Origin of the sequence: Micromonospora rifamycinica (assembly GCF_900090265.1) — a bacterium.
In the GTDB taxonomy this organism is placed as follows: Bacteria; Actinomycetota; Actinomycetes; order Mycobacteriales; family Micromonosporaceae; genus Micromonospora; species Micromonospora rifamycinica.
Genome location: NZ_LT607752.1, coordinates 1,038,329 through 1,052,370, shown reverse-complemented (window position 1 = coordinate 1,052,370; position 14,042 = coordinate 1,038,329). Strand labels below are relative to the sequence as shown.

Sequence of the window (14,042 nt, the reverse complement as noted above, 5' to 3'; positions counted from 1 at the left end):
GGCGGCGACACCGGGCGGGAGCGGCAGGTGGTGGAGGAACAGTTCCGGGAGGACGAGAGCGCCCCCGTGTTCTTCCTCAGCTATGCCCGCAGCCGCAACCGGGTGGGGGCGCCGCCACGGGACACCAACCAGAAGGTCTTCCAGCTCTTCGTCGACCTCTCCGACCACGTCGTCGAGCTGCTCGGCCTGGGTCCGGGCCGGACGGCCGGCTTCATGGACCGGATGCTCGACGGGGGACAGCTGTGGACCGACGACCTCGCCTTCGCCGCCGGCCACTGCCAGGTCTTCATTCCGCTGATCTCACCGCAGTACCTGCGCAGCGAGTGGTGCGCCCGGGAGTGGAACGCGTTCACCCGGCGGACGGCCCTACCCCGCCCGGGCGCCGAACCGTCGGCGGGGGAGACCCCGGTGATCCCGGTCAACTGGTCGGTGGTGGAACGTCCCCAGGTGCCCGCGGTCGTGTCGCGGCGGCAGATGTTCACCCCCACCCGGCTACCCTCGGAGATCGCCCCGCAGTACCACGAGGAGGGCATCTACGGTCTGCTCAGCCTCGGCAGCAACGGCAAGGACGCCTACGACGCGGTGGTGTGGCGGCTGGCCCAGCGGATCGCCCGGGCGTACCGCACGCACTGGGTCGAGGCGATGGTCCCGACCGACCTGCGGCTGCTGCACGACCGGTTCGAGGAGGACGGGCATGAGCTGGCCTGACGTCGTCCCGGCCGGAGTCGCCGGGCAGGAGACCTACTTCTTCCTCAGCTACGCCCACTCCGTCCCGCTGTCGGACGCCGCCCGGCCGGACACCGACTACTGGGTCGGCCAGTTCTTCCACGATCTCGTCGAGGCGGTCCGGGGCCATCCCCGCCGGGCCGCCGAGATCGAGGCGGGCTTCTTCGACGGCCAGGTCAGCCCCGGCGTCGACCTGCGCCGCATGCTCACCGACGCGCTGAGCCTCGCGCACGTCTTCGTGCCGCTCTACTCACCGAACTACTTCCGCAACGCGTGGGCGCTGGGCGAACGGGAGTCCTTCCGCAGCCGGCTGGTCCGGTTGTCGGCGGCGCGGGCGCAGCGGCACGTGCTGCCGGTGCTCTGGATGCCGCTGCCGTCCTGGGAGGACCGTCCGGAGACCGTCCATGCGCTGGAGCTGGTGGGCGACCCCGACGACCGCGCCGACTACGCCGACAACGGGCTGCGCGCACTGTGCAAGCTGAGCGCCTACCGCGCGCAGTACCGCAGCCTGCTCGGGGCGTTGGCCGACCGGATCGTCACGGTGGCCGAGCACGAACCGCTCGCGCCGTCCCGGGCGGCGGCGCTGACCAGCGGCCCGGTCCCGGACGGGCCGGGCACCGCCCTGGTGGTGACCACGCTCGCCGCCGACCGGGCGCGCTGGCGACCGTACGGCGACCAGCACCAGTTGGCGGTGGCCGACTACGTGGCCGCGACCGCCGAGCGGCTGGGGCTGCCCACCCGGGTGGTCGAGCTGGCCGAGGCCCGGGACCGGGCGTCGCGCAGCCCGGCGGTGGTGCTGGTGGACGCCGGGGTCGGGGTGGACGCGGCCCGCGCCGCCCTCGACGGGCTGCCGCCGTGGGTGGTCCCGCTCGTCATCGCCGCCGACCACGCGCGTGGCGAAACGACACCCGAGGCGATCGCCGGTAGCTTGCAGGACGCCAGGTTTCCGCGGGTACTGCCGGTACGCACCATCGACGAGTTCGAGCGCTGTGCGCCGCTGCTGGTGACCGAGGCGCGCAAACAGTTCCTCCGGCACGGTCCGGTCGACCCGCCGGAGGGCCCGCACGATCCGAAGCCGAGCCTGGGGCCGGCCGGACCGTTCGACGTACGGCGAGGGAAGGCAGAACGATGACTCCACCCCGCGACGGCCAGGTCGTCACCTTCTACTCGTACAAGGGTGGCACCGGTCGCACCATGGCGCTGGCGAACACCGCCTGGATCCTCGCCGCGAACGGTCACCGGGTGCTCGTCGCCGACTGGGACCTGGAATCCCCCGGACTGCACCGGTTCTTCGCGCCGTTCCTCGACCCGGAGCAGGTCGCCTCCACCGGTGGCGTGATGGACCTGATCCTGGAGTACGAGTGGGAGAACGTCCGCCGTCGGACCGAGGGCGGGGACACCCGCCCCGGCGACTGGCACCGCCAGTACGCCCGGGTCCACAAGTACGCCTTCTCGGTGACCTGGGAGTTCCCCGGCGGCGGCACCCTGGACCTGCTGCTCGCCGGCCGGCACAACCCCGACTACGCGACCAGCGTCACCGGGCTGAACTGGGACAACTTCTACAACCGGCTCGGTGGGGCGCAGTTCTTCGACGCGCTCCGCGCGGACATGAAGCGGCACTACGACTTCACCCTGATCGACAGCCGCACCGGGATCAGCGACGTCGCCGAGATCTGCACCATCCACCTGCCCGACGTGCTGGTCGACTGCTTCACCCTCAGCGACCAGGGCATCGACGGCGCGGCCACGGTCGCCGCCCGGGTCCGTGGCTACGAGGGACGGCGGGCCCGCCGGGTGCTGCCGGTGCCGATGCGCGTCGACGAGGGCGAGAAGATCAAGACCGACGCCGGGCGGGCGCTGGCCATGCAGCGGTTCGTCGGGCTGCCCAGCGGCATGACCGAGCTGGAACGGCAGGACTACTGGCTCTCCGTCGAGGTGCCCTACCGGGCGTACTACGCCTACGAGGAGACCCTGGCGACCTTCGGCGACGTGCCGGGCAGCCGCGGGCTGCTGTCGGCGTACGAGGCGCTGGCCCGGCACATCACCGGTGGCGCGGTCACCGGTCTGCCCCGGATGGACGACGGGCTGCGGCGGCAGACCGTCCAGCGGTTCGAGCGCAAGCCGGTGATCGTGGACGAGTTGATCGTGCTGCGCTACGCGCCGGAGGACCAGGCCTGGGCGGAGTGGACGCAGTCCGCGCTGCACGCCGTCGACCTGCGGGTGCTGGCCACCCCGCTGGGTGTCCCGGCGACGCCGCCGGCCGGTGCGGCCTCCCGCGAGCTGCACCTGGTGTCGCGGTCCTACCTCGCCGCCCGCCGGGCGGCGGGCGGGGCCGTCCGGCAGGCCGGTTCCCCCGTGCTCGCCCTGCACCTGGACGACACCACCCCGTCGGTGGAGACCCCGCCGGGCAGCTGGGCCACCGTCTACGAGCGGGGCGCCACCGCCGCCGCCGAACAGGTGTGGGAGCTGGTCGGACGCCCCTCCGACGGGCGCGACCGGCCGGTGCCGGCCACCCGGTACCCGGGCGTCGAGCCGCTGGTCTTCTACGCCCCGGCGCGCAACGTCCGGTTCACCGGCCGGGACCGGCTGCTGCTGGCGCTGCGCGAGGAGCTGAAGACGGCGGCGCGGGAGCGGGTTCCGGTGGCGCTGCGGGGCGGCGCGGGCATCGGCAAGACCCAGCTCGCCACCGAGTACGCCTACCGCTTCCACGGCGCGTACGACGTCGTCTGGTGGATCGACGCGGACCCGGCGCAGTTCATCGACATCCGCTTCGCCGACCTGGGCCGGCGGCTCGGCCTGCCGGACCTGCAGAACGTGCCGGACAACATCCGGGCGGTACGGGACTGGCTCGGCCACGGCGGCCGGCGGGGTGCCGACGAGCCCCCTCGTCGCTGGCTGGTCGTCTTCGACAACGTCGACCAGTACGAACACGTCCGGGACTTCCTCCCGCACGGTGAGGGGCACGTGCTGGTGACCACCCGCAACCCGGACTGGGGGGACCTGGCGCGGGCGGTCGACGTGGAGGCCTTCCAGCGGGGCGAGAGCGTCACCCACCTGATCGGTCGGACCGGCCGACGGGGCATGACGGTCGCCGAGGCACAGCAGGTCGCCGAGGCGGTGGAGGACGTCCCGATCCTGGTGGCGCTGGCCGGTGCCTGGCTGGCGGAGAGCCCCGACTCGGTCGCCACCTACCTGGCCGGCCTGGCGCGGACCGGTCCGGACAGCGACGTGTGGGGCCGTTCGCTGGACGGTCTGCGGGAGCAGTCCCCGGGCGCCTACCGGCTGTTGCAGCTCGGCTCGGTGCTCGCCCCGGACATCGCCCTCGACCTGCTCTACGGCGACCAGGTGGCGAAGGTCATCGCCCCGCACGATCCGCTGGTCGCCGCCCAGGTCACCGACCGGGTCTCGGAGCGGGACATCGCGGCCGCGCTGGTCCAGCGGATCAACCGGCTCGCGCTGATCAAGGTGGACCTGCACGCCCAGCGGGTCCAGATCCACCGGCTGCTCCAGGCGGCGATGCGGTCCCGGATGCCCGAACCGGAGCTACGGGAGGTCAAGCACGACGTGCACCGGATCCTCGCCGGCTCACGACCCTCCGGCGAGGTGGACGATCCGGCCTTCCAGGTCGGGTACCGGCACCTGTGGCCGCACCTGGACGGTTCGGAGGCGGTGTCCTGCCACGACGACACGGTACGTCAGCTGGTCATCGACCGGGTCCGGTACATCTTCCTCAACGGCGGCTTCGAGCAGGGCGCCCAGTATGCCGACCAGGTGGACAAGACCTGGACGACCATGCTCGAAGGGCTGTCCCCGGAGACCGCCGCCCACCGCACCCTGCGCATCCAGCTGCTCAGCCTGCGCTTCAACCGGGCCAACCTGCTGCGGAGTCTGGGTCGCTTCGCCGAGGCCCTCCGCCTCGACCAGGAAACCCTGGGCCAGCAGGAGGAGCTGATCGGTGCGAACCACCCCTACACCCTGATGACCGCCGGCGGGTACGCGGCGGACCTGCGGGCGCTCGGCCGGTACGAGGACGCCCTCGAGCGGGACGTGCGCAGTCACTCCGCGTGTGTCGAGGTGTTCGGCGAGGACCATCACCGGACGCTCAACGCGGTCAACAACCTGGCCGCCTCCCACCGGCTGATGGGCCAGTTCGGGCGGGCGCGCGACAGCGACGAGGCCACCTACCGCCGCCTGCGGGTCGTCCTCGGCCCGGAGCACCCGCGGACCCTGCTGTCCGCCAACAACTACGCCCGTGACCTGCGGGAGATCGGCGACTACCAGGGTTCGGTGGCGTTGCTGGGGGAGGTGGTCGAGGGGTACCGCCGGATCTTCGGCGAGCACGGCCGGCCGGTGCTCACCGCCCAGGCCAACCTGGCGGCGTCGCTGCGCAGCACCGGGCGGATCGCCGAGGCGGGCCGGCTGCTCGACGAGGCCACCGAACGGCTACGGTCCAGCCTCGGGCCGACCAACCCGGAGACCCTCCTCGCCGCGCTCAGCCGCGCGGCCAACATGATGCTCGAAGGGCAGGACGAGCAGGCCCGGCACGACTTGATCGAGATCGAGCAGCTCTTCGCCCAGGTGTTCGGCCCGCGGCACCCGTACTCGCTGGTGTGCGGGATCAACCGGGGGGTGGCGCTGTGGGACACCGCGGACCGGGACGAGGCGTTCACGGTCACCGTCGCCGCCGCCGACGGGTTGCGTGAGGTGCTCGGCGCGGCGCACCCGTTCAGCACGGGGGCGGACAACAACGTCGCGGTCTTCACGATCATGCGGGGTCAGCACGAGGAGGGGCTGGTCAAGCTCCGGGCCGTGGTGGACCGGCTGACGGCGGCGCTGGGCCCCGACCACCCGGACACGTTGCGCAGCCTCGGCAACGTGGAGACCGCGCACCAGGCGACGAGCGGGGGAGTGGTGAGCATCGGCCGGGTGCGGCTGGCCGACCGGCTGGCCGACCTGATCGGCCAGGAGCATCCCAGCGTGGTGGTCCTCCGCGACGGGCGGTACGTGCGCCGGGTCCTCGACCCGCACCCCTACTGACCGGGCCGGGCACCGATGAGCACGTCGGTGCCCACCGGCGCGTCCGTCCCGGTGAGCCAGCGGAGGATGCGCGGCAGTTGCTGCATGGCGTCGAAGTGTGCCGCGTCCGGCTGCACCTCGATCTCGGCACCGGGAATCTGGCGGGCGAGCCAGCGACCGTGGCTGGCCGGGGCGAAGGTGTCCTCCGCGCCGTGCCAGAGGCGGACCGGCGTGGCCGTCGTGTCGATCGCGCCGAGGTCGAACTTCCAGTTCCGGCGCAGCGCCAGCACGTCGTCGATCCACCCGTACGGGCCGGCGCGCAGCGCCTCCTGGTAGGTGTCGAAGATGATCCCGCGCAGGGCCGCGTCGTTGATCGCCCGCCGGTCCGGTGGACCCATCTGCGCCATCAGGTCCCGCAGCAGGAACCGGGGGTCCTCGGCCGCCCGGGTGGCACGCTGCCGGATCTCCTCCACCACCGCGTCGGTGTCGGGTCGATCGGCGCCGAATCCCCGCTGGTTGTCGGGGTTCATGCCGTCGAACCAGTCCAGCCCGGTGGCGTCCGACGGGGCGAGGCTCACCAGTACCGCCACCCGGGTCACCCGGCTGCGCAGTCGCTCGTCGGCGGCGCAGGCCAACGCGTGCGGCCCGCCCCCGGAGCGCCCGGCCACCGCGAACCGGTCCAGCTCCAGCTGGTCGGCGATGGCCTCCACGTCCCGGGCGGCGTCGGCGACGTCGCGGCCCTCGAACCGGTCGGAGTCGCCGTAGCCGGGACGGTCGTAGGCGATCAACCGGATGCCCAACCGGTAGAGCACGATCCCGCGGGGCTTCGGCCCCCGGCGGCTGCCCGGTGTGCCGTGCATCAGGAAGACGGGGAGCCCGTCGGGAGCGCCGGTCTCCTCGTACGCCACCCGCTTGTTGTCCGCGCGGTGGGCGAATCGAGGCCCAGGCTCACCTTCTCGGGTCACTCCAGCCTGCCTTCCGGTGCCACAACCAGCCAATACTCGCAATCCGCATTGATCAGGAACGATATTGTCGTCGACCCCGTTCAGCCTTTGAGCCTAACGGTCGCGCCCGCTGCACCGCTATGCCGAGTCGGGACAACCGGCCGGATCTGTCGGAAACGACACCGTGTCGGCCGGTCCGAGGGGAACTTCCGGCCCCCCGGCGGGCGGCGTCGGCCCGGCTCCGGCGGCGGCCTCAGCAGGCCAACGGTCGGATATCCGTCGGAGCGTCGACGAGGGCCGCCCGGGGATCGGCGTACCGCCAGTCGACCCGGTACTGGGCCCGCAGCCGGGGCCGGGACACCGCCCACTCGTACGCGACCCGACCCTGCCGCTCGCGGCGGTCCGGGTGCACCTCGGCGGTGGTCTCCGAGGTGAACGAGGTCTCGCTGCCCCAGACGGTGGGACCGGTCTCGGCCGGAAAGTCGAGCCGGATCACCAGGTTACGGGTGGGCAGCCGGATGTCGCGCTGCAACCAGTCGCCGAACTTCCACGCCGGCACCCGGTACGCGTAGTCCACCACGGTGCGCTGCCCCGGATAGAGCGGCACCGGGGTTCCCCCGCCGTCCAACAACAGCACGATCTTGAGGAAGGCGTCCCGGCTGCGGCTGACCCGCCACCGCATCGGCTCCGGTTGCTCGGTGCCGATGGTGGCCCGGAAACCGACCTCGTCGATGGTGAGGGGGTGACGGCTGTGGAAGGCGGTGGACCGGGCCGGATCATCCGGAAAACGGTCGATGTCGATCTGCACGGTGTGCCGGGTGATCGGCTCGGTGCCGACACTGTGCAGCACCCGTCGGAACCGGCACTCGTACACGCCGTCGACCAGCGAGAGGGAGGCCTGCTCGTCCTCGATCACCAGATGCGAACCGGCCGGTGGCGGAACCGCGGTCGGGCCGAGCGGCGACCGGCGTCCACCCTGGCCCCGACTGTCGGCGAAGGCCACGTACTGCTGCCAGATCCGGTTGCCGCTGTCCAGGACCAGCTCGACCCGGCGAGCGAATTCCTCGGTGGGCTGATGCCGCCCGTTCTCGATGTGGCTGACGTACGACGGGTCGAAGCCGGTGCGCTCGGCGAGCTCCTTCTTGGACATCCCCCGCTGGTGCCGCCAGTGGGTCAGTTCCCGCACGAATTCCATCGCCGCATCGTCCTGTGTGGAGCTGCCCATGCCCCCGTCCTCGGTGTCGGGCCTCAAGTCTGTCCCACCGACGGCGTCCGCGCCAGGGGTGGCCGCCGGTCGGACCACACCGGGCGGCGGGCCGCACCCGCCGCACCGGACCCCGGCCCGGCCGGAGCGCGGCGGCAGCGGCAGGATGGCGGCCATGGACCCCGTCGTACGCCGCTACCTCGACGGCCTGGTCACCGCCGTGCAGGACGTGCTCGGCCCGGACCTGGTCGGGGTCTACGCCGCCGGTTCGGTGGCGCTCGACGCCTACCGGCCGGGCCGCAGCGACGTGGACGTGGCCGTGGTCTGCCGGGACACGCTGCCCCGGCGGGCACGGGAGCAGCTGGTGTCCCGGCTGCGGCACGAGGCGCTGCCCTGCCCGGCACGGGGACTGGAACTGGTGGCCTACACGCGGGCGGTGGCCGGCTCGGGCACCCCCGAGCCGGGGTTCGAGGTGGAGCTGAACACCGGGTCACGGATGCCGTTCCGGGCCGCCCTCACCCCCGCCGACCGGCCCGCCGCGGACGGCCGTTTCTGGTACGGCCTGGACCGCAGCATCCTGCACCAGCGGGGACGTCCGCTGACCGGGCCGCCGGCCGGTGAGGTCTTCGCCGAGCTGTCCCCGGGTGACCTCCGTGACCTGCTGGTGGCGGCGCTGCGCTGGTGGCTGGCCCGCTCCGCCCCGCCGGGCGACGACCCCGCCCCGGCGACGGTGGACGCGGTGCTGGGGGCCTGCCGGGCACTGGTCCGGCTCCACGACGGCGACTGGTTGTCGAAGGTCGCCGCCGGCCACCGGGTGATCGCCCTCGGCCGGGATCCCGAGCTGGTACGACGCTGTGTCGACGCCCGCGCGGGCGGACCGCTGCCGGACGACGCCGCGGCCCGCGCGTTCCAGCAGCGGGTGCTGGACGAGATCGCCGCCGGCTGACCGCGCACGCCGCCACCGCCGGTTCACCGCCGCAGCAGGGCGAACACGCCCCAACCCAGGTACTCCCGCCGGTGCCGGACGTGCCGGAGCGGGTCCTCGGTCAGTTCCTGCCGGAACCGCCCGGCGAGATCGTCGTCCGGATGGGCGTCCAGCCAACGGCGCAGGGTGAGCCAGTGGGCCGCGGCGTACCGGTCCCAGCTGTCCCGGTCGGCGAGGACCATCTCGACCACGTCCCACCCGTGCGCCTGGATCCGGTGGACCAGGCCGGGTAGGTCGTGAAAGTCGTCGCGGACGGTGGCGTGACAGTCGACGACGGTCTCCTGGTCCGGCGGCTCCCGTAGCCAGTACGGCTCGCCGACCAGCAGCATCCCGCCCGGACGCAGCGCCCGTGCCAGGATGTCGATGGTGCCGGTCACGCCCCCGCCGATCCAGCTCGCGCCGAGGCAGGCGGCCACGTCGACCGGCACGGGGTGGAGGTAGCCGGCGGCGTCGTCGTGCACGAACCGGACCCGGTCGGCCACGGCGAGTTCGACCGCCCGCCGCCGGGCGGCGGCCGTGAACACGGTGCTGATGTCGACGCCGGTACCCCGGACCCCGTGTGCCCGGGCCCAGGTGCAGAGCAGTTCACCCTTGCCGCTGCACAGGTCGAGCAGGGTGTCGTCGGGGCGTAGCCGGATCGCCCGCCCCAGGGTGGCGAGCTTGTCGGCGTCGAACGGGTTGAGGATGCGAAGGTCGCCTTCGCGGATGACGAAACTACGATCGAGGTCCATGTCGGTGACTCCGGGGATGCGTGGACGGACGCGGGAGGCGGACGGTCGGCACGCGGAGCACGGGCACGGAGATACACCTTCGATCGGGTCGCGGGGACGGGCCGTCAGGCTACGTCCCCACCGGCCCGGAGCACAGCGATTTGGCTCCGGGCCGTACGGCTGCCGTCAGGCGTTGGTCGGCACCCTGCCGGCCGGTGGTTCGCTGCCGGTGTGGACCGGCGGCTCGCTGCCGGCCGCGGCCGGTGGTTCGACGGCCGGTCGGGCCGCCACGGTCGGATACTCGGCGGTCTCGCCACCCCCGGCGGCAGCGGCCATCACCGCGGCGGCGGCCAGGTCGGCGACCCGCTTCGCCTCCCGCTGCACCCGGGCCCGGACATCCTTGGCGTGCCGTTCCACACTCTCGGCGGCCTGCCGGGCCTCGTCCAGCCGCCGGCTCTCGGCGGTCAGGTCCCGACGGACCTCCTCCAACCGCTGCCGGGCCCGCGCCAGCTCCCGCTCGGTGGTGTCGCCCTCCTGCTGGATCTCGGCCAGCTGCGCGCGGGCCGTCTCCAGCTCACCCTGCGCCTCGGTGAGGGCCTTCTGCCGCTCGGCGATCTCCCGCTGCACCGCGGCCAGCTGTTCCTGCTGGCCGCTGGTCTGCTCGTCGGCCCGCTGACGGACCTCGGTGGCGTACTGCTGTGCCTCGGCGATCAGGGCGGCGATCTGCTGCTCGGCGGCGCTGTGCTGACTGGTCAGCTCCCGCTCCGCCGCCGCCCGTTGCTCGGCCAGCTCCTGCTCGGCCGCGGCCCGCCGCTCGCCGACCTCCCGCTCCACGGTGGCCTGCCACTGGGCCAGTTCCTGCTGGCTCTGGGTCCGGGCCGCCTGGATCTCCTGCTGGATCTGGGTACGCGCGGCCTTGGTCAACGCCTCGGCGGCGGCCCGGGTCTGGGTGATCTGCTTGGCGGTCTGCTCGCTGATCCGCTTCGCCTCCTGCTGGGCCCGCTCGTGGGCGGCCTCCCCCTCGGCCCGCAGCTTCTCGGCCCGTTCGCGGATCTCGGCCAGCTCGGCGTCGACCGTCGACCGCCGCTCCTGGTACGCCTTCTCCTGCTCGTCCCGGCGGGCGGACAACTCCTCGTCCAGGTCCCGCAGCGCCTGCGCGGTACGGTCCCGGGCCTCACCGAGCGTCTTCTCCGCCTCGCTCTGGAGCTGGTTCGCCCGCTGGGCGGCCGAGTCGGTGATCACGGCGGCCTGCTTCTCGGCCAACGCGAGGATCTGGTCCACCATCGGCCCGAGGTCGCGGAAGGACGCCCGGTCCACCTGGGTGGGACGTTGGCGCAGCTCGGTCAGCTCCGCCTGCAGCCGCTGGATGTGCGTGGTCAGCCCCTGGATCTGACCGGCCGCCTGGGCACGGTCGGCGGTCAGCCTGGACAGCGCACTGTCCATCTGCTCGACGTACCGGTCCACCTGTCGCTTGTCGTAGCCGCGCAACGCGAGCTCGAAGCTCGGCCGTGACGTCCCGTCGTCACGCGACGCGGACGACTCCTCCCCGGTGGACATAGCCAGCCTCCGTCATCCTCGGCGATCCCAGGTCCGCGTGGGTGACCCCGCGGGCCACGATGGGGCGAGACACTACCGGCGACCGGTGCCGCCGGTGACCGGACCCCGGTACGGTCCACGCATCGATCCGGATGACCGGTCGGCCCCGTCCGGCCCGGCGGGTGTGCCCTCCGGCCCGGTCGCCGGCCCCGGTGTCGGCCACGCCGGCTGGCCCGGCCACGCCGGCTGGCCCGGCCACACCGGTGCACGGAGCGGGCCGACCGGAGTGACGGGCCACGGTCGTGTCGTCCCCCGCCTGGAGCGGCCGCCTGGAGCGGCCGTGCCGCTGCCGGGCCGGAGGGCCGCCGGTAGGCCTGGCAGGCCGCACCGCTGTCGGCTCGGGAGAACTGATGTCGGCCGTACCGACGCCAACCGTGCTCCCGGATGTGACCGTTCGGCCTACCCGGCGGTCCTCCCAGTAGTCTTTGCCCAGCTCCAGGCGATCGTCGGAGGGCCTGCCGGCGTCCGAAGGGCGCGGTCCGCCAGGCGGTACCGGTATGGCAGCCGGGGAGACGTCCGCTCGATTTGACGGTGCTCGCGGTCGGCGCGTAACTTTCTTCCTGTCAGCGCGGAACGGACGAAGCGGGGCGAATGCCCTGAAGGCCGGAGCGCGGAGTGCGGTGCCGACTTCACGGATTGCTTTCGGTGGAGTCTGGTCCGGGTGGTGTCCTGGATCGACCAGGGGTCGATTTGGTGGGGCGAAACCGACCGGGTAGTGTGTGACGCCGGCAGGAAATCGGGCGAGTGTGCGGGTGACCGCCGCGGCCGGTCTGCCGGAAATCACGAGTCGTCCCGATGTCATCGGGGTTGCTTGTGGTGTGCGGAAAATGTGGTGGAAGTGGTGTGGATCGCGACAGAGCGGTTTGACATGGCGGATACCACCGGGTAACGTAGTAAAAGTGCCAAGCGCGGGAGCGTGTGGCGCGGTGGACGAGATACCCCAGGTCGGGGCTCTGCGGTTGCGGGGTTTCGGGTGGTGTGTGGTTGTTCTTTGAGAACTCAACAGGGTGCTTGATAAGCCAGTGCCAATTTGTTTATACCCCGTGCTGACTGGGCTTTCGGGTTTGGTTGGTGGGGATTCCTTTGGCAACATGTTGTTTGTTGTCGGGATGTGCTGTTCGACAAGATTTTTGTTGGAGAGTTTGATCCTGGCTCAGGACGAACGCTGGCGGCGTGCTTAACACATGCAAGTCGAGCGGAAAGGCCCTTCGGGGTACTCGAGCGGCGAACGGGTGAGTAACACGTGAGTAACCTGCCCTAGGCTTTGGGATAACCCTCGGAAACGGGGGCTAATACCGGATATGACCTTCTTCCGCATGGTGGGGGGTGGAAAGTTTTTCGGCCTGGGATGGGCTCGCGGCCTATCAGCTTGTTGGTGGGGTGATGGCCTACCAAGGCGACGACGGGTAGCCGGCCTGAGAGGGCGACCGGCCACACTGGGACTGAGACACGGCCCAGACTCCTACGGGAGGCAGCAGTGGGGAATATTGCACAATGGGCGGAAGCCTGATGCAGCGACGCCGCGTGAGGGATGACGGCCTTCGGGTTGTAAACCTCTTTCAGCAGGGACGAAGCGCAAGTGACGGTACCTGCAGAAGAAGCACCGGCCAACTACGTGCCAGCAGCCGCGGTAAGACGTAGGGTGCGAGCGTTGTCCGGATTTATTGGGCGTAAAGAGCTCGTAGGCGGCTTGTCGCGTCGACCGTGAAAACTTGGGGCTCAACCCCAAGCCTGCGGTCGATACGGGCAGGCTAGAGTTCGGTAGGGGAGACTGGAATTCCTGGTGTAGCGGTGAAATGCGCAGATATCAGGAGGAACACCGGTGGCGAAGGCGGGTCTCTGGGCCGATACTGACGCTGAGGAGCGAAAGCGTGGGGAGCGAACAGGATTAGATACCCTGGTAGTCCACGCTGTAAACGTTGGGCGCTAGGTGTGGGGGGCCTCTCCGGTTTCCTGTGCCGCAGCTAACGCATTAAGCGCCCCGCCTGGGGAGTACGGCCGCAAGGCTAAAACTCAAAGGAATTGACGGGGGCCCGCACAAGCGGCGGAGCATGCGGATTAATTCGATGCAACGCGAAGAACCTTACCTGGGTTTGACATGGCCGCAAAACTTCCAGAGATGGGAGGTCCTTCGGGGGCGGTCACAGGTGGTGCATGGCTGTCGTCAGCTCGTGTCGTGAGATGTTGGGTTAAGTCCCGCAACGAGCGCAACCCTCGTTCGATGTTGCCAGCGCGTTATGGCGGGGACTCATCGAAGACTGCCGGGGTCAACTCGGAGGAAGGTGGGGATGACGTCAAGTCATCATGCCCCTTATGTCCAGGGCTTCACGCATGCTACAATGGCCGGTACAATGGGTTGCGATGCCGTGAGGTGGAGCGAATCCCAAAAAGCCGGTCTCAGTTCGGATCGGGGTCTGCAACTCGACCCCGTGAAGTCGGAGTCGCTAGTAATCGCAGATCAGCAACGCTGCGGTGAATACGTTCCCGGGCCTTGTACACACCGCCCGTCACGTCACGAAAGTCGGCAACACCCGAAGCCGGTGGCCCAACCCTTGTGGAGGGAGCCGTCGAAGGTGGGGCTGGCGATTGGGACGAAGTCGTAACAAGGTAGCCGTACCGGAAGGTGCGGCTGGATCACCTCCTTTCTAAGGAGCACCATCCAGTGAAAGCTGGTATGGAGCCCGCGGCCTGCGGATGTCGGGTCGGGGTGCTCGGATGGCGGAGACACTGGTTAGTCGGTTGCCGGCAACGGCTGGGAGTTTTCTAGTACAGCTGCCTTCGGGTGGTGGGAACGGGTTCCTGGTGCGGCTGGTGGTTGGCGGTGAGCACCCTGTTGGGTCCTGAAGGAACAATCCTCGTGG

At 71.0% G+C, this 14,042-nt stretch carries 8 protein-coding genes and 1 rRNA gene; 5 read left to right on the top strand and 4 right to left on the bottom strand.

Annotated elements, in window-relative coordinates:
* Positions 1–27: 27 nt before the first annotated feature.
* Genes GA0070623_RS04415 through fxsT form a run of 3 tightly spaced genes read left to right on the top strand, consistent with a single transcriptional unit; the run spans position 28 to position 5,763 of the window.
* On the top strand, positions 28–708 hold the full coding sequence (locus GA0070623_RS04415) for a TIR-like protein FxsC (RefSeq protein WP_067308626.1): 681 nt from the start codon (positions 28–30) through the stop codon (positions 706–708).
* A complete protein-coding gene (locus GA0070623_RS04410) occupies positions 695–1,858 on the top strand; it encodes a TIR-like protein FxsC (protein ID WP_067308623.1) in 1,164 nt (387 codons plus the stop codon). The genes GA0070623_RS04415 and GA0070623_RS04410 overlap by 14 nt, the downstream gene beginning before the upstream one ends.
* Positions 1,855–5,763 (top strand): FxSxx-COOH system tetratricopeptide repeat protein, encoded by a 3,909-nt coding sequence (gene fxsT, locus GA0070623_RS04405; RefSeq protein WP_067308620.1) that lies wholly within the window; start codon positions 1,855–1,857, stop codon positions 5,761–5,763. The genes GA0070623_RS04410 and fxsT overlap by 4 nt, the downstream gene beginning before the upstream one ends.
* On the opposite strand, the gene GA0070623_RS04400 is transcribed toward fxsT, so the two are convergent.
* Both GA0070623_RS04400 and GA0070623_RS04395 read right to left on the bottom strand, forming a co-directional pair.
* Positions 5,757–6,707, bottom strand: a complete 951-nt coding sequence (locus tag GA0070623_RS04400) for an alpha/beta fold hydrolase (protein ID WP_067308616.1) — start codon at positions 6,705–6,707, stop codon at positions 5,757–5,759. The two genes, fxsT and GA0070623_RS04400, sit on opposite strands and share 7 nt — an antisense overlap.
* A gap of 232 nt (positions 6,708–6,939) precedes the next feature.
* Entirely contained in the window at positions 6,940–7,911 is a 972-nt protein-coding gene (locus GA0070623_RS04395; RefSeq protein ID WP_157746950.1) for a helix-turn-helix domain-containing protein, read from the bottom strand.
* A gap of 154 nt (positions 7,912–8,065) precedes the next feature.
* On the opposite strand from GA0070623_RS04395, the gene GA0070623_RS04390 reads away from it, so the two are divergent.
* On the top strand, positions 8,066–8,836 hold the full coding sequence (locus GA0070623_RS04390) for a nucleotidyltransferase domain-containing protein (protein ID WP_067308665.1): 771 nt from the start codon (positions 8,066–8,068) through the stop codon (positions 8,834–8,836).
* A gap of 23 nt (positions 8,837–8,859) precedes the next feature.
* On the opposite strand, the gene GA0070623_RS04385 is transcribed toward GA0070623_RS04390, so the two are convergent.
* A complete protein-coding gene (locus GA0070623_RS04385) occupies positions 8,860–9,606 on the bottom strand; it encodes an SAM-dependent methyltransferase (RefSeq protein ID WP_067308610.1) in 747 nt (248 codons plus the stop codon).
* Between the two features lie 165 nt (positions 9,607–9,771).
* Positions 9,772–11,142: a DivIVA domain-containing protein gene (locus tag GA0070623_RS04380; protein WP_067308607.1), complete on the bottom strand. Its 1,371-nt coding sequence runs from the start codon at positions 11,140–11,142 to the stop codon at positions 9,772–9,774.
* Between the two features lie 1,169 nt (positions 11,143–12,311).
* Here GA0070623_RS04380 and GA0070623_RS04375 point away from each other — a divergent pair.
* Positions 12,312–13,826: ribosomal RNA gene (locus GA0070623_RS04375) — 16S ribosomal RNA — on the top strand.
* Positions 13,827–14,042 lie beyond the last annotated feature (216 nt).

Coding starts and splice junctions, on each gene's coding strand:
- GA0070623_RS04410 (WP_067308623.1), top strand. CDS start 695: ATGAGCTGGCCTGACGTCGTCCCGGCCGGAGTCGCCGGGCAGGAGACC.
- fxsT (WP_067308620.1), top strand. CDS start 1,855: ATGACTCCACCCCGCGACGGCCAGGTCGTCACCTTCTACTCGTACAAG.
- GA0070623_RS04395 (WP_157746950.1), bottom strand. CDS start 7,911: ATGGGCAGCTCCACACAGGACGATGCGGCGATGGAATTCGTGCGGGAA.
- GA0070623_RS04390 (WP_067308665.1), top strand. CDS start 8,066: ATGGACCCCGTCGTACGCCGCTACCTCGACGGCCTGGTCACCGCCGTG.
- GA0070623_RS04385 (WP_067308610.1), bottom strand. CDS start 9,606: ATGGACCTCGATCGTAGTTTCGTCATCCGCGAAGGCGACCTTCGCATC.
- GA0070623_RS04380 (WP_067308607.1), bottom strand. CDS start 11,142: ATGTCCACCGGGGAGGAGTCGTCCGCGTCGCGTGACGACGGGACGTCA.